Annotated in this window: 18 protein-coding genes; 9 read left to right on the forward strand and 9 right to left on the reverse strand. The window is 74.4% G+C overall.

What is annotated here, in order from left to right; all coding sequences use genetic code 11:
* Nucleotides 1-162: 162 nt before the first annotated feature.
* Nucleotides 163-1,467: an ABC transporter substrate-binding protein gene (locus MQV74_RS10300; protein ID WP_242716090.1), complete on the reverse strand. Its 1,305-nt coding sequence runs from the start codon at nt 1,465-1,467 to the stop codon at nt 163-165.
* Nucleotides 1,468-1,470: 3 nt separating this feature from the next.
* Nucleotides 1,471-2,031, reverse strand: a complete 561-nt coding sequence (locus MQV74_RS10305; RefSeq protein WP_278194119.1) for a hypothetical protein — start codon at nt 2,029-2,031, stop codon at nt 1,471-1,473.
* 125 nt (nt 2,032-2,156) lie between these two features.
* Between MQV74_RS10305 and MQV74_RS10310 the strand changes: the two genes are divergently transcribed.
* Genes MQV74_RS10310 through MQV74_RS10320 form a run of 3 tightly spaced genes read left to right on the forward strand, consistent with a single transcriptional unit; the run spans nt 2,157 to nt 6,098 of the window.
* Nucleotides 2,157-2,705 carry a hypothetical protein gene (locus MQV74_RS10310; RefSeq protein WP_374120604.1) on the forward strand — a complete coding sequence of 183 codons (549 nt, stop codon included), beginning with the start codon at nt 2,157-2,159 and terminating at the stop codon, nt 2,703-2,705.
* A 4-nt stretch (nt 2,706-2,709) separates the two neighbouring features.
* Complete coding sequence (locus tag MQV74_RS10315; protein WP_242716094.1) at nt 2,710-5,394, forward strand: ABC transporter permease subunit; 2,685 nt, start codon at nt 2,710-2,712, stop codon at nt 5,392-5,394.
* Nucleotides 5,391-6,098: an ATP-binding cassette domain-containing protein gene (locus tag MQV74_RS10320; protein ID WP_242716096.1), complete on the forward strand. Its 708-nt coding sequence runs from the start codon at nt 5,391-5,393 to the stop codon at nt 6,096-6,098. The genes MQV74_RS10315 and MQV74_RS10320 overlap by 4 nt, the downstream gene beginning before the upstream one ends.
* On the opposite strand, the gene MQV74_RS10325 is transcribed toward MQV74_RS10320, so the two are convergent.
* The gene (locus tag MQV74_RS10325; protein ID WP_242716098.1) at nt 6,073-6,693 is read right to left on the reverse strand and encodes a LysM peptidoglycan-binding domain-containing protein; all 621 of its coding nucleotides are present in this window, start codon (nt 6,691-6,693) and stop codon (nt 6,073-6,075) included. The genes MQV74_RS10320 and MQV74_RS10325 overlap by 26 nt on opposite strands.
* Before the next feature lie 131 nt (nt 6,694-6,824).
* Nucleotides 6,825-7,475, reverse strand: a complete 651-nt coding sequence (locus MQV74_RS10330) for a LysM peptidoglycan-binding domain-containing protein (protein ID WP_242716100.1) — start codon at nt 7,473-7,475, stop codon at nt 6,825-6,827.
* A 537-nt stretch (nt 7,476-8,012) separates the two neighbouring features.
* On the opposite strand from MQV74_RS10330, the gene MQV74_RS10335 reads away from it, so the two are divergent.
* Both MQV74_RS10335 and MQV74_RS10340 read left to right on the forward strand, forming a co-directional pair.
* Nucleotides 8,013-8,804, forward strand: coding sequence for a hypothetical protein (locus MQV74_RS10335; RefSeq protein WP_242716102.1), 792 nt, complete (start codon nt 8,013-8,015; stop codon nt 8,802-8,804).
* A gap of 112 nt (nt 8,805-8,916) precedes the next feature.
* The gene (locus tag MQV74_RS10340) at nt 8,917-9,255 is read left to right on the forward strand and encodes a hypothetical protein (RefSeq protein WP_242716104.1); all 339 of its coding nucleotides are present in this window, start codon (nt 8,917-8,919) and stop codon (nt 9,253-9,255) included.
* 90 nt (nt 9,256-9,345) lie between these two features.
* Here the strand turns inward: MQV74_RS10340 and der are convergent, their stop codons facing one another.
* The 5 genes from der to MQV74_RS10365 all read right to left on the reverse strand — a co-directional run bounded on the left by der (nt 9,346) and on the right by MQV74_RS10365 (nt 14,053).
* On the reverse strand, nt 9,346-10,842 hold the full coding sequence (gene der / locus MQV74_RS10345; protein WP_242716106.1) for a ribosome biogenesis GTPase Der: 1,497 nt from the start codon (nt 10,840-10,842) through the stop codon (nt 9,346-9,348).
* A gap of 74 nt (nt 10,843-10,916) precedes the next feature.
* The gene (locus tag MQV74_RS10350; protein WP_242728580.1) at nt 10,917-11,504 is read right to left on the reverse strand and encodes a lysophospholipid acyltransferase family protein; all 588 of its coding nucleotides are present in this window, start codon (nt 11,502-11,504) and stop codon (nt 10,917-10,919) included.
* Nucleotides 11,505-11,560: 56 nt separating this feature from the next.
* Nucleotides 11,561-12,250 carry a (d)CMP kinase gene (gene cmk / locus MQV74_RS10355; RefSeq protein WP_172386473.1) on the reverse strand — a complete coding sequence of 230 codons (690 nt, stop codon included), beginning with the start codon at nt 12,248-12,250 and terminating at the stop codon, nt 11,561-11,563.
* A 131-nt stretch (nt 12,251-12,381) separates the two neighbouring features.
* Nucleotides 12,382-13,467, reverse strand: coding sequence for a prephenate dehydrogenase (locus MQV74_RS10360; protein ID WP_242716108.1), 1,086 nt, complete (start codon nt 13,465-13,467; stop codon nt 12,382-12,384).
* Nucleotides 13,468-13,630: 163 nt separating this feature from the next.
* Nucleotides 13,631-14,053 carry a YidB family protein gene (locus tag MQV74_RS10365; protein WP_242716110.1) on the reverse strand — a complete coding sequence of 141 codons (423 nt, stop codon included), beginning with the start codon at nt 14,051-14,053 and terminating at the stop codon, nt 13,631-13,633.
* Between the two features lie 212 nt (nt 14,054-14,265).
* Between MQV74_RS10365 and MQV74_RS10370 the strand changes: the two genes are divergently transcribed.
* From MQV74_RS10370 to MQV74_RS10385, 4 genes are read left to right on the forward strand one after another with little or no spacing between them, the layout of a single operon-like run.
* The gene (locus MQV74_RS10370; protein ID WP_242716112.1) at nt 14,266-14,934 is read left to right on the forward strand and encodes a hypothetical protein; all 669 of its coding nucleotides are present in this window, start codon (nt 14,266-14,268) and stop codon (nt 14,932-14,934) included.
* 41 nt (nt 14,935-14,975) lie between these two features.
* Nucleotides 14,976-15,557 (forward strand): DUF6529 family protein, encoded by a 582-nt coding sequence (locus tag MQV74_RS10375; RefSeq protein WP_242716114.1) that lies wholly within the window; start codon nt 14,976-14,978, stop codon nt 15,555-15,557.
* Entirely contained in the window at nt 15,554-16,009 is a 456-nt protein-coding gene (locus tag MQV74_RS10380; RefSeq protein WP_242716117.1) for a Rieske (2Fe-2S) protein, read from the forward strand. Before MQV74_RS10375 ends, MQV74_RS10380 begins: the two co-directional genes overlap by 4 nt.
* Before the next feature lie 21 nt (nt 16,010-16,030).
* Nucleotides 16,031-16,777, forward strand: coding sequence for a nucleotidyltransferase domain-containing protein (locus MQV74_RS10385; RefSeq protein WP_242716119.1), 747 nt, complete (start codon nt 16,031-16,033; stop codon nt 16,775-16,777).
* The last annotated feature ends 2 nt before the right edge of the window (nt 16,778-16,779 follow it).

The following is a 16,779-nucleotide window of genomic DNA, read 5'->3' on the forward strand; positions in this document are numbered from 1 at the left end:
CGTACCCGTATTCCGCGTTTACCCGTGGACAGTCCGTCTCGTCCGCCTACCGAGGGGTTAGACGGGAATCTCAGGCCAAGGGTTGGGTCGAGATCCCGCCTTGTTCTTCAACGGATGCGCGATCGCAATGCGGAACAGGGAACTCCATGAGTGGTACACCGGTCATGGCTGGTAGGAGAGCTGCGGTACCTCGAAGCAGGTGGCGTTCATGTCCCCTTGTGTGACCCAGCCCTCATCGTCCTTCCAGCGGGCCACGGATACACACGTCCGGCGCGTCCTCGGCGGCTCGGCCCGCCGCTCGTACGTCACCGGCAGCAGCAGGCCGTCGGCGTCGTAGGGCTTGCCCCGGCTCATGAAGCGGTCCACGCAGGCGCGGGTGACGTCCCCGAAGGCCGCGCAGGAGCGGGCGGCGGCCGTGAACCACAGGGCGGCGGCCCAGCCCTCCAGCTGCCACTGCGAGAGCGAGTCCGCCCCTTTGCCCGCCTCCTTCATGCCGTCGCGGAACTCCCGCACGGCCGGGTGGCCGGTGTCCTCGTAGTTGCGGCTGGAACCGGTCGCCCACAGGGCGTTGCGGCAGCGCGGCGCGTCCTTGTAGTCGTCGGCGACGGTGGCTGACCAGTTCTGTACGTTCGTGACCTTCGCGGTGACCTTCGCGCCCACGTCGTCCATGGCCTCGCACAGGCGTGCGTTGCCGTGCGTGTCCATCGCGTCGAAGACCAGATCGGCGCCCTGGTCCTTGAGGTCGGCCGCGGCGGCACGGAAGTTCGGCAGCGCGAAGTCGACCTGCTCGGTGACGACCTTGTAGCCCTCGGCCTCCAGACCGCGCTTCACCAGGCGCGCGTACGCCGCCGACGCGGCCTGGTTGTAGGAGACCACCGCGGCCGTGCGGGCACCCTGCTCGCGCTTGAAGTAGCGGTAGACCTCGGTGCCGCCGTACAGCTCGCCGCCCCAGCCCGGCTTGCCCGCGCGCGGCGCGAGGCTGCCGTAGATCCCGTACAGGTGCGGATAGGTGTCGTACGCGGAGCCGATCGGCTGCCCGCCGATGTCGGGCACGCCCGCCTCGGAGACCCGGGGCGCGCCCGCGTAGTCCAGGACGGTGGTGGCCACCAGGGCGACGACCTTCTGCTCGTCGAGCAGCTTGTGCACGCACTCGTTGTTGCCGACCCCGCTGCCGCCGTCGTCGCAGGTGCGCACCTCGACCTCGCGTCCGGCGATCCCGCCGCGGTCGTTGAGCCGCTCGAAGTAGGCCTTGGCGCCGTCGCGCGGCCCGGTGAAGGCGGAGCCGCCGACGGGGCTGGTGGCGCTGGTGATGACACCGACCCGCACGGGCGGGCCGCCGGACGGCGGCACCCCTCCCGACGGCGCGCGCCGTTCGAAGTCGCTCTCCGGCAGCCGGCTGCCGCAGGCCGCGCTCCCCAGGAGCGCCGCCACGGCGAGCGCGGCCACGAGGGCCCGTCGGCGGCCCAAGTCTCAGCAGCCCGGACCGGGCGACTTGTTGCCGCTCAGCTGCACCAGCGCGCACAGCGTCTTGACGGACACCTTCCAGGTGCCGTCCTGGTCGACGGCGGTGCCGCTCGCGCTCGGCAGCGCGGTCGCGCCCTTCAGGGTCAGCGCGTACGTCACGTCCGCGTCCTTCGCCGACGTGAACTCGACCTTCGCGACCCGGGCCCGGACCTGCTTGCCGCGCTCGTCCCCGCTGAAGCCCTGCAGGACCTGGCGCATCTCGGCGCCGTTCTCCAGGACGGCCTCCTTGTCCTTCAGGGACACCGCCGGGTCGAAGAACTTCTGCCAGTTCGCCCGGACCTCCTTCTCGGCGGCCTCCCGGTCCGCGGGCTCGGCGGCGTCACCGGCCTTGCTGGTCGCCTCCACGGACGGCTGCGGCGGCGGGCTCCCGCCCTCGTCACCGCTGTCGTCGCCGCAGGCCGCGACGGCCGGGACGAACAGCAGGACGGCGGCGGCCGCGAGGGCCGAGCTCCGCACCCGCCCCCGTCGTAGCTCGCTCCCCCGCCTGGGTCCTGTCCAGAGCACCATCTGGCTCACCACCGGGTATCGGACCGGACGAAGAGCGCCCGGTGCTTTCAGGGTCGGCTTCCAGAAGGCATAGTGCAATCCATTGGCTTCCATGAACAGACCCACCAGGCACCCGGGGGGCCTCGATGCGGGCGGCAAGAACGGACGGGAGCACTCCCGCGGCGGCGCGGGCCGCCTCGCGCGCGGCCCGGCTGCGGGCGGTCCACCCGATGCTGTGGGCGGCCTTCGCCGCGCTCGCGACCGGCGCGGTCCTGTGCGTGATCGGCTGGTACGGGATCTCCGGAGAGCGGTTCGCCGAGCGGCAGTTGCCCTACCTCGCGTCCTGCACGGTGCCGGGCGCCGCCCTGATCGTCGCGGGCGCGGTGCTCCTCGCGCACGGCCGGGGCGCGCTCGCCGCGGCGCGCGTCGAGGAGCTGTACGGCCTGCTCGTGGCCGTCGAGGACCGGGACCCGGCGGCCGCGGGGGCCGAACGGGCGAAGGCCCCGGTGGCGACGAGCGACGCCCTGCGCGCCGTGCCCGACGGCACGCTGTGGCACCGCGCGGACTGCCCCCTGGTCGCGGGCAGGCCCGAGGCCGTCGCCGTCGACGCCGCGGCCCCGGCGACGGGCGGCCTGACCCCGTGCCCGATCTGCGCACCGCCAGGGCCCCGGCCGCAAGAGTCCCCGGAGGACTGACCCGGTGGCCTCGCTGAGCTACGACCTGACCCTGGCCGGGCTCTCCGTCGGCAGCGCGGCGGCCCTCACCGGCATCGGCCTCGTCGTCACCCACCGCGCGACCGGCGTGCTCAACTTCGCGCACGGCGCGATCGCGATGGTCTGCGCCTATCTACTGCGCCAGCTCACCGTCGACTGGGGCTGGCCGCTGCCGCTCGCCGCGGCAGTGACGCTCCTCGTGGTGGCCCCCGCCATCGGCCTGGTCCTCGAACGCGCCGTCTTCCGCCCGCTCGCCGTCCAGGGCGGCGACCCGGCGCAGACCCTGGTGGCCTCGATCGGCGTCTTCGTCCTGCTCGTCGGCGCGGCGGCGCTGATCTGGGGGCAGGGCGCGCGGGCGGACGCCCCCACGCTCGTCTCGGCCGACCCCTGGGGCCAGCTCGCGGTCGCCGTGGCACTGGCGCTCGCCGTGTGGGCCCTCACCCGCTTCACCCGCTTCGGCGGGGAGCTGCGCGCGGTGGTCGACGACCGCCGCCTCGCGGTGCTCGCCGGGATCGACGCGGACCGGGTGGCCGCGGCGGGCTGGGCCTTCGGCTCCTTCACGGCGGGTCTGACCGGCGTGCTCCTCGCCCCCTACGTCCGTCTCGACCCGTACGGCCTGCCCCTGCTCGTCATGGAGGTGATGGCCGTCGCCGTGGCGGCCCGGATGCGGAACCTGCCGGTGGCGGTCGTGGTGGCGCTCGGCATCGGCGTCGCGCAGAGCCAGCTCACGCGTCTGCACCCCTCCGGGTGGGGCGAGCCCCTGCTCCAGGCGGTCGGCGCGAACCTCTTCGTCGTGGCCCTGCTGATCGCCGCGCTCGTCCTGCCGGGGGTGGGCACCGGCGACGCGCTGCCCCGCACGGCCACCGCCCGCGTCCCCACCCCGCCCGGCGCCTGGATAGTGGCCGTGGTCCTCTTCCTGCTCCCGCTCGGCTTCGCGGGCTCGGACCTCACCACGTCCGTGCAGGTCCCCGCCCTCGGCGTCATCCTGCTCTCCCTCGTCGTCGTCACCGGCAGGGGCGGCCAGATCTCCTTGGGCCAGGCGGCGTACGCGGGCCTGGGCGCGCTGTTCACCGCGCTGCTCACCGGCGGCCGCTTCCCCGGCCTGCCCGAGCTGCCGGCGCTGCCCGCCCTCGCGGTCGCCGTGCTGCTCGTCGCGCCGCTCGGCCTGCTCACGGGCTGGCCCGCCATCAGCCGGCACGGCCTGGCCCTCGCGCTTGCGACCCTCGCGGTCGGCGTCGGCGTCAGCCGCTTCGTGTTCGCGCAGCCGTACGCGACCTCGGGCCTCACCCTGGAGCGGCCCGCGGGCCTCACCGGCGACCGCGCGTACTACCTGTTCGAACTGGCCCTGCTCGGCGGCGCGCTCGGGTGCGTCGCGGCGCTGCGCCGGGGCCGCGCGGGGCGGGCGCTAGCGGCGATGCGCGACCACGAGGCGGGAGCGGCGGCGGCCGGGGTCCCCGTGCGCAGCCTGAAGCTCGCGGCGTTCGTGACCGGCGCGGCGCTCGCCGCCCTGGGGGGCGGGATGCTCGGAATGGGGCTGCGGGCGTTCGACCCCGGGGCGTACGACCCGGTGCGGGGGCTGCTGTGGTTCGCGGCGGTGGTCGTGCTCGGCGCGGACAGTCTGCTGGGCGCGCTCGTGGCGGCGGCGCTGCTGGTGGGGCTCGACGCGGGGGCCCGGGGCGGGGTGGCCGCGGCGGTGATCGGGGTGCTGGCGATACTGATCGGCCGCTTTCCCGGGGGGCCGTACGAGGCACTGCGTGCGGCTACGCGGCGGCTTCGGCGGCGGCCTCGGCTCACGCCCCTCGGAGCCCGGGTGCGGGGCGCCCTCGTCCCGGCCGCCACGGGCCCTGCCCCTGCCCCGGCCCCGGCCCCGGCCCCCGTAAGCAGTGCTGGGCACCGGGCGCTGTGCCCACCCCTCCCCAAGCTCTCGGCTTCGCTCGAGCAGGGGAGACCCCACTCGCCCTGCGAGACGATTGCCCACAGTGGGAACACATCCCCTGTCCTTGTCGCCGACGGGCTGTTCCTCTCCTACGGTGGCTTCGCCGTGTTGCGTGGAGTGTCCCTCAGCGTCGTCCCCGGCCAGGTGACCGCTGTCGTGGGGCCCAACGGCGCGGGCAAGAGCAGTCTGTTCCACTGTCTGGCCGGGACGGTGCGGCCCGATCGGGGGCGGGTGGCCTTCGGGGGGCGGGACCTGACCCGGCTGCCCGCGCACGCCCGCACCCGCACGGGCGTGGCGCGTACGTTCCAGCAGCTGGCGGTCTTCCCGACGCTGACCGTCGCCGAGAACGTGCGCGTAGGCGCCGAACAGGGCCGGGTCCGGAACCCGGCGGCGCTCGACCGGGCGCTGCGCCTGTTCGACCTCACGTCCGTGCGCGACCGCCCGGCCGCGGGCCTGCCGACGGGCACGCTGCGCCGCGTCGAGCTGGCCCGCGCGCTCGCGGGCGACCCGTACGTGCTGCTCCTGGACGAGCCCGCCGCGGGCCTGGACACCGGCGAGGTGGCCGCGCTCGCCCGGGTCCTGCGCGCCCTCGCGGCCGACGGCACCGCGCTCCTCGTGGTCGAGCACGACCTGGACCTGGTCGCGGGCCTGGCCGACACGGTGCACGTGATGACGGCGGGCCGGATCGTCGCGTCGGGCCCGGCGGACGAGGTGCTCGCCGGCGGGGCCCCGTGAGCCCGGCCGCGCGCCCCGGCACCCTCGAACTGCGGGGCGCCCGCGTGCGCTACGGCCCCCTGGAAGCCCTGCACGGCGTGAGCCTCGCCGCCCCCGCCCCCGGCCTGACCGTCCTGCTCGGCCGCAACGGCTCGGGCCGCACCACCGCGCTGCGGGCGCTCGCCGGGGCCGTTCCGCTGTCCGGGGGCGCCGTCGTCTGGGACGGCGCGGACGTCACCCGGCTCACGGCGCACGAACGCGCCCGCCGGGGCCTGTGCTTCGTACCGGACCGGCAGGCCGTCTTCGGCGGCCTCACCGTCCGCGAGAACCTGGACCTCGCCGGGGGCGACGTGACGCCCGCCCTGACGGCCTACCCGGAGCTGCGCCCGCTCCTGGCCCGCCGCGCGGGCCTGCTGTCCGGTGGCGAGCAGCGCATGCTCGCGCTGTCACGGGCCCTCCTCGCGCGGGCACGCGTGGTCCTCGCCGACGAGCCGACCCAGGGCATGTCCCCGGCCGTCGCGTCCCGTACGTACGCACTGCTCGGGGACCTGGAGGCGTGCGTGGTCCTCGCCGAGCAGCGGCCGCCGCCCGGTCTGCGCGGGCGCGCGGGCCGGGCGGCGGTGGCGTACGAGCTGCGCCGCGGCGAGGTGGTGTTCAGCGGCGAGCTCACGGAGCTCGGGCGGCTGTCGGACGGCGGTGTCAGGCCTTCGCCCGCTCCGGGATGAGGAGGACCGTGCCGATCGCGAGGCGGTCGGGGCGCGGCCCCACGATGTGCCGGTTGGCCTGGTAGAGGGCCTTCCAGCCGCCCTTGACCTGGTACCGCCGGGCCAGGGAGCTGAGGGTCTCGCCGCGCTTCACGACGTGCGTGCGGTCGCCGGGCAGCAGCGCGAGGTGGTCGAGGTTGGCCTCCTTGACCTTCTTCGAGCAGACGGGCCAGGCCTGCCAGCCCTGGTTGAGGAGCACCTTGCGGGCGACCTCGATCTGCTCCTCCCGGGTGGCGAGGTCCGCGCGCGGGGCGTGGGCGAGCCCGCCGTGCTCCTCCCAGGTGGACTGCTTGAACTGCAGGCCTCCGTAGTAGTTGTTGCCGGTGTTGATGTGCCACCGGCCGCTGCTCTCGCACTCGGCGAGACAGTTCCACGGCCCTTCGGTGCGGGAGCAGTCGTAGAGGTACGTGGTGACGGCCGGGCCCGGCCGCGGCGGCGGGGGCGCGGCCACCGCGGCGGCTCCGGCGGCCAGGGGTGCCGCGAGCGCCAGGGCCGCGGCGGCGAGCGACGTCACGAACCTTGGACGTCTGTTCGACATCGGGTGCGTCGAGTGCATCGGGCCACGTTACGCAGGCCCCGCCCGGGGGCCCGCCGTGCCGCGCCGCCGCGTGCGCGGCCCCACCCTGTCAGCGGACAGGGCGGGGCCGCTCGTGGGTTCCGGCTCGCCGGAGGGGACGGCCGGGACCGTCAGATCGCCAGGCGCTGCCCGGGCACGATCAGGTTCGGATCACCGCCGATGACGCCCTGGTTGACGGCGTAGAGCCGCTGCCAGCCGACGCCGTGCGCGGCGGCGATGCGGCTGAGCGTGTCGCCCTGGCGGACGACGTAGCCGCCGGAGCCGCGCGTGGTGCCCCGGTCGGCGTGACCGGGCGCGCGGTACGCGGGCCGCTGCTTGACGGCCTTCGGCGCGGCCTGCGGTGCGGCCTGTGGCGCCGCTTTGGGAGCGGACCTGGGCGCGGCCTGTGGCGCGGCCGCTCCGGGAGCGGGCCCGGAGGCACCCGCCCGTGCCGAGCACGACGGCCAGGCGCCCCACCCCTGAGCGCGCTGGACCTTCGCCGCGACGGCGATCTGCTGGGCCCGGGAGGCCCTGTCGGCGGTCGGCGCGTAGGCCGTGCCGCCGTAGGCCCGCCAGGTCCCGGCGGAGAACTGGAGTCCGCCGTAGTAGCCGTTGCCGGTGTTGATCTGCCAGTTGCCGCCGCTCTCGCAGCGGGCGATCCGGTCCCACACTCCGCCGTCCGCCGCGGCCTGCCCGGTCGCGGCGAGCAGTGCCAGCGGCGCGAGGAGCGCGGCTCCGCCGATCACTGCCGTCTTGCGAATGTTCCTGGGACGTTCGGACATGGATTTCCCTCTCGGAGGACCCGGGCTTCCCCAGGCTCCGCGGGCCCCGTACGCGTCCGGCGCCGGGGTCCCGCCGAGCCCCGTCCGCCGGGGTGGTGCTGTTCTGCGGTGCTCCGCCGCGCCTTGCTGATCGAACGGGCCGGCGCGGCCGGCGGACTTGCCCGAGCGGTGCTCGCTGCACACGGCGGTGGAATCTAGAAGCCCCCTCGCTCCGCTATCAACCGACTCCTCGTCATTCCAGGCCAGTTGCCGGTTACCTGGAGTATCGTCGACTTTCGGACACCCCTTTTATCCCTTGATGCCATCACTTATCACCCTCCCCTCTCGGCGATCTGTGACTCACCTCACCGGGGCAACTTCCGTGTACGCACCAGGTGTTGGCGCGGAGTGACAAATTCCGACCGTCAACTCACCCTCTGCTCCGGTTAGTTCAATTCCGCGCCTCCCGTGCGTGACTTGGGCCACTGATCGCCCGTTGTCTCCTTCATGAGCCGGGCACCACCCGGACACCCCACGCATCGATTCCGAGGAGTCACCGTGCCGCGCATGCTCGACCTCAGCGACGAGGTACGCGCCGAGATCGGCGACGAAGAAGCCGACCGCCTGCTCGCCGGGGAGAACGCCCCGGGCGCCTACGACTGCACGTCCTGCCGCACCCCGGGCGACTCCGAGCGCGAGCGCACCAGCACGGTCCTGTTCGTCGGCGACGAAACCGCCGTGCTCGCCTTCGCCCACGCCTCCTGCCTGCCGTCCCAGATCGTCGAGGTCTCCGAGGAGCAGCTCCAGGGCGCCGTACGGTCCATCACCGGCGAGGACACCGTGCCGTCCCAGCGCCCCGCGGACGGCGCCCCCGAACAGGCCGTACTGGGCGTGACCAGCGGCCTCGTCCTCATCGATGGCGAGCTGCACCCCGCCCTCGTCGTCGAACCGACCGGCCCCATCGCCCGCCCCGGCGCGGCGCCCGGCGGCGGCGACGACTTCCTGCCGCTCCTGATCGAGCACGGCTTCATGCCCGTGACCTCGCTGGCGGGCGTGCCCCCGACGCTGCACGGCTGGTCGGTGCTGCTCGCCGTGGGCCAGCTGCACGCCATCCTCCAGCCCGGCACCGGCGGCAGTTCCCCCGTCGCCTGGTGGCAGGCCCACCAGCCGCTCCAGGTCACCGACGGCTGGCGCGCGGCGGCCAACAAGCTCCAGTCCGTCCTGCTGTACGCGACCCCCTCGGGCACCGTCGGCCGCCAGCCCCGCGAGGACCTGCTGCGCGGCGCGCTCGACCGCGCGGCCTCCCGGGGGCAGCTGGTCGCGTGCGCGATGCCGCTCGCGGGCACCTGAGCCACATTGGGGGCCCGGGCCCCGCATCCCGGGAACCCCCCAGGTCGTTGGCCCAGACGTGCACGTATACGACGCCACACACCACCGGCCGTACGCCGGGCCGATCCCGTCCATGCGCGGCGCGCAGGACACCGCGGCCGCCTTCTCGGCCACGCCGATCTACGACGCCCTGTACTCCGAGTACCTCAGGGCGTTCCGGGCCCTGCCCGGCGACCGGACCGGCGAGGAGGAGCTGAGGTTCACCGGCTTCGGCCCCGGGCCGTACGGCAACGCCGGACAGCACGGCGCCATGCGGCACGACCCGCGCCACACCCCCCGGCACGACCCGCGCCACGACCCCCGGCACAACGCCTTCAACGTCGCCCGCTACGGCCAGCCCACCCAGGTCGACCACCACAGCTACGGCCACCTCTTCCCGGCCGCCCTCCCCCCGGGCCCGCGCCGGGGCTGACCACCCGCCCCTCCTCATGCCGATATGCCGATGCCCGGCCCTCCGCGTGGAGGGCCGGGCATCGGCACGTACGGACCGCGAACGCCGCGGCTACTTCTTCTTCTGGGCCTTCTGCCCGCGCTTCTCGCGCACCCGCACCGAGATGTGGATCGGCGTGCCCTCGAAGCCGAACTCCTCGCGCAGCCTGCGCTCCACGAAGCGGCGGTAGCCGTGCTCGATGAAGCCCGAGGCGAACAGGACGAACCGCGGCGGCTTGGTGCCCGCCTGGGTGCCGAAGAGGATGCGCGGCTGCTTGCCGCCCCGGACCGGGTGCGGGTGGGCGGCGACCAGCTCACCGAGGAACGCGTTCAGCCGACCCGTCGGCACGCGCGTCTCCCAGCCCGCGATGGCCGTCTCGATCGCGGGGACGAGCTTCTCCATGTGCCGCCCCGTGCGCGCCGACACGTTCACCCGCGGCGCCCACGCGACCTGCGCGAGCTCCGTCTCGATCTCCCGCTCCAGGTAGTAGCGGCGCTCCTCGTCGAGGGTGTCCCACTTGTTGTACGCGAGGACGACGGCGCGGCCCGCCTCCACCGCCATCGTGACGATGCGCTGGTCCTGGATGCTGATCGACTCGCTGGCGTCGATCAGGATGACCGCGACCTCCGCCTTCTCCACGGCGGCCGCCGTGCGCAGCGAGGCGTAGTAGTCGGCGCCCTGCTGGAGGTGGACGCGCTTGCGGATGCCCGCCGTGTCGACGAACTTCCAGGTGACGCCGCCCAGTTCGATGAGCTCGTCGACCGGGTCGCGGGTGGTGCCCGCGAGCTCGTTGACGACGACGCGCTCCTCGTTGGCCACCTTGTTCAGGAGGGAGGACTTGCCCACGTTCGGACGGCCGATGAGCGCGATGCGGCGCGGGCCGCCGACGGCCGTGCCGAAGGTCTGCGCGGGCGCCTCCGGCAGGACGTCCAGGACCGCGTCGAGCATGTCGCCGGTGCCGCGGCCGTGCAGCGAGGAGACCGGGTGCGGCTCGCCGATGCCGAGGGACCACAGGGCGGTGGCGTCGGCCTCGCCGCTCTGGCCGTCGACCTTGTTGGCGCAGAGCACCACGGGCTTGTTGGCCTTGCGAAGGAGCCGGACGACGGCCTCGTCGGTGTCGGTGACGCCGACGGTGGAGTCGACGACGAACACGACGGCGTCGGCGGTCTCGATCGCGTACTCGGCCTGCGCGGCCACCGACGCGTCGATGCCGAGGACGTCCTGCTCCCAGCCGCCGGTGTCGACGACCTTGAAGCGGCGGCCCGCCCACTCGGCCTCGTAGGTGACGCGGTCGCGGGTCACGCCCGGCTTGTCCTCGACGACGGCCTCGCGGCGGCCGATGATGCGGTTCACGAGCGTCGACTTGCCGACGTTCGGACGGCCGACGACGGCGAGGACCGGGAGCGGGCCGTGCCCGGCCGCCTCGATGGCGCCCTCGACGTCCTCGACGTCGAAGCCCTCTACGGCGGCGAGCTCCATGAACTCCGCGTACTCGGCGTCGCCAAGTGCCCCATGGTCGTGCTCGACGTGCTCCGTCGGCTCGCCCTCGGGCTGGATCTGGTCGTTCATGAAGTCCGTACCTCGTCGTTCATCGTGGTGATCGGTGACCCCTCCGTACGGCGGGTCACTACTGAAAGTCTTACTCAGCGCCCGGTCAAGCGCCTGGCGTTTTCCAGGTGGTCGGTCAGCTTCCCCTGGATGCGCACGGTCGCCTCGTCCAGCGCCTTGCGCGTGCGCCGCCCACTGCCGTCGCCCGCCTCGAAGGGGTCTCCGAAGACCACGTCGACGCGGCTGCGCAGCGGCGGCAGCTGCCGTATCAGACGGCCGCGCCGCTCCGTGCTGCCCAGGACGGCGACCGGGACGATCGGCGCCCCGGAGCGCACGGCGAAGTACGCGAGGCCCGCGCGCAGCGAGGCGAAGTCGCCGTCGCCCCGGGTGCCCTCCGGGAAGATCCCGAGGACGCCGCCCTGCGCCAGGACGCCGAGCGCGTCGGTGATCGCCGTGCGGTCGGCCGTCGAGCGGTCGACCTTGACCTGGCCGATGGCGCCCAGGAACGTGCCGAGCGGGCCGATGAACGCCTCCTTCTTGATCAGGAAGTGCGTCGGCCGGGGCGCCACGCCCATGACCATCGGGCCGTCGACGTTGTGCGAGTGGTTGACGGCCAGGATGACCGGGCCGCTCGCCGGCACCCGCCAGGCGCCGAGCACGCGGGGCTTCCACAGGCCGTACATCAGACCGACGCCGATGCGCCGCCCGACCTCGGCCCCGCGCTCGGATGCCCCGGAGGTCACTTCCCGGCCCGCTTCTCCTCAACGAGGGTGACGACGCACTCGATGACCTGCTGGAGCGAGAGCTCGGTGGTGTCGACCTCGACGGCGTCGTCGGCCTTGGCGAGCGGCGACGTCTTGCGGCTGGAGTCGGCGGCGTCGCGCTTGATCAGCGCCTCGCGCGTGGCGTTCACGTCGGCGCCCTTGAGCTCGCCGGAGCGGCGGGCGGCACGGGCCTCCGGGGACGCCGTGAGGAAGATCTTCAGGTCGGCGTCGGGAAGGACGGTGGTGCCGATGTCCCGGCCCTCGACGACGATGCCCTTCTCCGCGCCGAGGGCGATGGAGCGCTGCAGCTCGGTGATCCGGGTGCGCACGTCGGGGACGGCGCTGACGGCGCTGACCTTGGAGGTGACCTCCTGCGTGCGGATCGGGCCCGCCACGTCCGTGCCGTCGACCGTGATCGTCGGGGCGGCCGGGTCCGTGCCGGAGACGATCTCGGGCTTGCCGGCCGCGGCGGCGATCGCGCCGGGGTCGGTGAGGTCGATGCCGTTGCTGACCATCCACCACGTGATCGCCCGGTACTGGGCGCCGGTGTCCAGGTAGCTCAGGCCGAGCTGCGCGGCGACGGCCTTGGACGTGCTGGACTTGCCCGTGCCGGACGGCCCGTCGATGGCGACGATCACGGTGCCTGCGGCAGCGCTGTTTTCCAGGGTTTCCACGGGCTGCGGGTGCCTTTCTCGGGGCGCGGGTCGGGTGGGGGACGCCTACGACGCCCCGCACAAGGTTACTGGCTCCCGCCCCGGCCCTCGCCTGGCCACCCGCCCGCCGCCGCTCCCGTGCGCTACGGCCGCAGCGACCAGCCGCGCTCCCGCAGCGCCGCGGCCAGCGGGGCCGCCGCCGCGGGCTCCACCATGAGCTGGACCAGACCGGCCTGCTGGCCGGTGGCGTGCTCGATGCGGACGTCCTCGACGTTGACCCCGGCGCGCTCGGCGTCGGCGAAGATGCGGGCCAGCTGTCCGGGCTGGTCGTTGATGAGCACCGCCACGACCTCGTACGCGGACGGGGCGGAGCCGTGCTTGCCGGGCACCCGGGCCTGGCCCGCGTTGCCGCGCCGCAGCACGCCCGCGACGCCCGCGGCGCCTTCGTGCCGCTTGTCCTCGTCGGCCGAGGCCAGGCCCCGCAGCGCGGCGACGGTCTCCTGGAGGTCGGCGGCGACGTCCGCGAGCAGGTCGGCGACCGGGCCCGGATTGGCGGAGAGGATGTCGATCCACATCCGCGGGTCGGACGCGGCGATGCGCGTGACGTCGCGGATGCCCTGGCCGCACAGCCGGACCGCCGACTCCTCGGCGTTCTCCAGGCGGGCCGCGACCATGCTGGAGACCAGGTGCGGCATGTGCGAGACGAGGGCGACGGCCCGGTCGTGGGCGTCGGCGTCCATGACGACGGGCACGGCCCGGCACTGGGCGACCAGCTCCAGGGCGAGGTTCAGCACCTCGGTGTCGGTGTCCCGGGTGGGCGTGAGCACCCAGGGGCGGCCCTCGAAGAGGTCGGCGGACGCGGCCAGGGGGCCGCTGCGCTCGCGCCCCGACATGGGGTGCGTGCCGATGTACGGCGTCAGGTCGAGGCCGAGCGACTCCAGCTCGCGGCGCGGGCCGCCCTTGACGCTCGCCACGTCCAGATAGCCGCGGGCGCGGCCCCGGCGCATGGCGTCGGCGAGGGTGGCGGCGACGTGCGCGGGCGGCACCGCGACCACGCACAGGTCGACGGGGCCCTCGGGCTCCGCCGCGGTCCCGGCGCCGAGCGCGGCGGCCGTACGGGCCTGCTCGGTGTCGTGGTCGGCGAGGTGGACGGCGACGCCGCGGCGGGCCAGGGCCAGGGCGGCGGAGGTGCCGATCAGGCCGGTGCCGATGACGAGGGCTGTTCTCACTGGGCGATGTCCCCGTAGTTTTCCGTGCTGCTGTACATCGGGTCATGGGTGACCGGGCCGGGCCGATCGGGTCGTGATGCACGTACAGCCTAGTCACCGCCCGTGACACGGGTGTGCGGCGCCCGGCTGCCGAGACGGACGCCGCACACCGGCCGCGGGGGCCTCAGAGCTGCTGCTGCCTGATGATGTCCTCCAGGGAGCCGCTCGGCACCTGTCCGCTCGGGGTCAGCTTGTCGACGACCTGCGGCAGCTGCTGCGCGATCTCGTCGGCGGCCTGCTCGGGCGAGACCCCGGCGTCCTGGGCCACCTGCTGGAGCGTGTCGTCGGGCAGGGCCTCCTTGACCTGCGCGCCGGACACCGGCTGGTTCTCGCCGGAGCCGACCCACGACTGCGCCTGGTCGGCGAGCCCGGCCTTGGTCAGCCCGTCGAGGAGGCCGCCCAGCGGGTTGTTCCCGCCGCCGCCCTTGCTCATCAGCGCGCCGAGCAGGGCGCCGAGGACGTTGGCGCCGCCGCCGGACTGGCCTGTGCCCTGCTGGCCGCCTCCGAGGAGACCGCCCAGGAGGCCGCCCAGATCGTTACCCGCCATGGTCGTGCCTTTCGCTTCGATGGCCGGGCCCCGCCCCGCGGGCCAGGGGCCCCGGACCCTGCCAATGTCACCCGGACCGCCGCGCCCCGCCACTCGGAGCGACCGGCGCGGAACCCCTCCGCAGCACGGGCGCACAGCCTCCGTGCGCCCCTGGACGCCGGGGCGCGGGTCGGCTTGCATGGAAGGGCAGGCCGCGCGCCTCGGGGGGACGCATGAAGCGCTCAGGACCTTTGTTCACGCTGCTCGGGGGGCTGCTGCTCGCCCTGTTCATGCTGACGCTCAACGCGACCACGGGGTCGGGAAGTTCGTCGTACGGCGACTCCTCGTCCGGCGCGGCGAAACCCGCGCCGCCGCCCACCGCGAGCGCGAGCCCTTCGGCGAAGCCGTCCCCCTCGAAGAAGCCGCGGCCGCCGGCCGACGGCAAGTACACGGGCCGCACGGACGACGACACCGCCTCCGTGGCGATCACCCTGCGCGACGGCAGGGCCACGGCGTACTTCTGCGACGGCAGGACCACGGAGTCCTGGCTGAAGGGCGACGTCGAGGACGACGGCTCGCTGCGCCTGACCGGCAAGGGCGGCGCGAAGCTCGAAGGCCGCGTCAAGGGCGACACGGTCCGCGGCACGGCCGACGTCCGCGGCGGGCCCCGGCCCTTCACTGCCCCCCGGGCCGAGAAGCAGCCCGCGGGGCTGTACCGCGCGCGGGCCGAGGTGCGCGGCGAGCGCCTGGACGGCGGCTGGATCGTGCAGCCCGACGGCAGCCAGGTCGGCATCCTCAGCCGCGACGGGAAGCCCGCCGAGGCCCCCCGCCTCGACCCCGCCACCGGTGCCGTCCGGCTGCCCGGCGGCGGCCGCCTCACCGCCCGGCCCGTCGTGCCCTGAGCACCCCGCCGCACCCATCCGCGCCCGCCCCGGGAGGTTCCGTGAGCGTCGACCCCAACGCCCCCACCCAAGGAGCCGGGTTCCCCGCGGGCCCGCGCCGTGAGCATCCCGCCCGCTATCTGGTGCCCGCCGTGGTCGCGGCGGCCGTCGCCGTGGGCCTGGGGGCGTACGGCAAGGCCCACGACCCCGAGGGCACCGCGTTCAACCTCGCGGGCTTCAGCTCCACCAGCGCCGTGAAGTCCTGGCTCGCCACCACCGCGTTCGGCTTCGCGCTGGTCCAGGTCGGCTCGGCCCTCATGGTCTACGGGAAGCTGCCCGGGCCCTCCTGGTCGGCGGCGCTGCACCGCTGGTCGGGCCGGATCGCGTTCCTGGTGGCCGTGCCCGTCGCGGTGCACTGCCTCTACGCGCTCGGCTACCAGACGTACTCCACGCGCGTGCTGTGGCACTCCTTCCTCGGCTGCTTCTTCTTCGGCGCGTTCAGCGCCAAGATGCTGCTGCTCCGCTCGGCCCGGCTGCCCGGCTGGCTCCTGCCGCTGGTGGGCGGCCTGGTCTTCGCGGTGCTCACCCTGGTGTGGGTGACGTCGGCGCTGTGGTTCTTCCGTACGGTCGGGGTGACGACGTGAGCGGCGGCGGGCCCGCGCCGGGCACCACGCGGCGCACGGCCCTGCTGGCGGGCGCGGCCGCGGCCCTGACCGCGTGCGACAAGTACGGCGACGAGGGCGCGGAGCCGGACCCCCCGGAGTCCACGCCCCCGTCCTCCGGGACCTCCGGCGCGCGGCCGTCCAAGGCGCCGCCCCTGGCCGAGAAGTCGGAGATCCCGGTCGGCGGCGGCAAGGTCTTCGAGAAGGAGAAGGTGGTGGTCACCCAGCCCGAGGAGGGGGACTTCAAGGCCTTCTCCGCGGTCTGCACGCACCAGGGCTGCACGGTCCGCGACGTGTCCGGCGGCACGATCAACTGCCCGTGCCACGGCAGCAAGTACCGGGTGGCGGACGCCTCGGTGGCGGACGGCCCGGCCCCGCGCCCACTGGCCCCACGCTCCATCGACGTCACGGGAAACGCGATCAGGCTCACCTGACCAACCGCGTACGCTCCGGAGATGGACAACCCCCAGGACCTGGTCCGCGACCACACCGTCTACGCCTGCGTCATGGGGTCGCGCGCCTTCGGCCTGGCCACGGACGACAGCGACACCGACCGCAGGGGCGTGTTCCTCGCGCCGACCCCGCTGTACTGGCGCTTCGAGAAGCCGCCCACGCACGTGGAAGGACCGGCGGACGAGCAGTTCAGCTGGGAGCTCGAACGCTTCTGCGCCCTCGCGCTGCGCGCCAACCCGAACATCCTGGAGTGCCTGCACTCCCCCCTCGTCGAGCACGTCACGGACACCGGCCGCGAGCTGCTGGCGCTGCGCGGGGCGTTCCTGTCGCACCGGGCGCACGAGACCTTCGCCGCCTACGCCCTCAGCCAGCGCAAGAAGCTCGACGCGGACGTCCGCACCAGCGGTGCCCCGCGCTGGAAGCACGCCATGCATCTGCTGCGGCTCCTGGCGAGCTGCCGCGACCTGCTGCGCACCGGCGAGCTGACGGTCGACGTGGGCGACCTGCGCGAGCCCCTGCTCGCGGTCAAGCGCGGCGAAGTGTCCTGGCCCGAGGTGGAGTCCCGGATGGCCCGCCTCGCGGCGGAGTGCGACGCGGCGACGGCCCGCACCCCGCTTCCCCCGGAGCCGGACCACCGCCGCGTCGAGGACTTCCTGTACCGCGCCCGCCGGGCGTCAGCCCTCCAGGCGTACGCGGACGACCAGGTCGTGCAGGGCGTCGTACGCGGTGTGCGCACCCGGCAGGGCTGACT

The organism is Streptomyces sp. AN091965, assembly GCF_022698285.1.
Classification (GTDB): Bacteria; Actinomycetota; Actinomycetes; order Streptomycetales; family Streptomycetaceae; genus Streptomyces.

Bases quoted from the DNA above. Each gene is read 5' to 3' on its own strand.
- MQV74_RS10310 (WP_374120604.1), top strand. From the start codon at position 2,157: ATGCGGGCGGCAAGAACGGACGGGAGCACTCCCGCGGCGGCGCGGGCC.
- MQV74_RS10370 (WP_242716112.1), top strand. From the start codon at position 14,266: ATGAAGCGCTCAGGACCTTTGTTCACGCTGCTCGGGGGGCTGCTGCTC.
- MQV74_RS10325 (WP_242716098.1), bottom strand. From the start codon at position 6,693: ATGCACTCGACGCACCCGATGTCGAACAGACGTCCAAGGTTCGTGACG.
- MQV74_RS10330 (WP_242716100.1), bottom strand. From the start codon at position 7,475: ATGTCCGAACGTCCCAGGAACATTCGCAAGACGGCAGTGATCGGCGGA.
- MQV74_RS10340 (WP_242716104.1), top strand. From the start codon at position 8,917: ATGCGCGGCGCGCAGGACACCGCGGCCGCCTTCTCGGCCACGCCGATC.
- MQV74_RS10365 (WP_242716110.1), bottom strand. From the start codon at position 14,053: ATGGCGGGTAACGATCTGGGCGGCCTCCTGGGCGGTCTCCTCGGAGGC.
- MQV74_RS10385 (WP_242716119.1), top strand. From the start codon at position 16,031: ATGGACAACCCCCAGGACCTGGTCCGCGACCACACCGTCTACGCCTGC.
- MQV74_RS10305 (WP_278194119.1), bottom strand. From the start codon at position 2,031: ATGGTGCTCTGGACAGGACCCAGGCGGGGGAGCGAGCTACGACGGGGG.
- der (WP_242716106.1), bottom strand. From the start codon at position 10,842: ATGAACGACCAGATCCAGCCCGAGGGCGAGCCGACGGAGCACGTCGAG.
- MQV74_RS10350 (WP_242728580.1), bottom strand. From the start codon at position 11,504: ATGTACGGCCTGTGGAAGCCCCGCGTGCTCGGCGCCTGGCGGGTGCCG.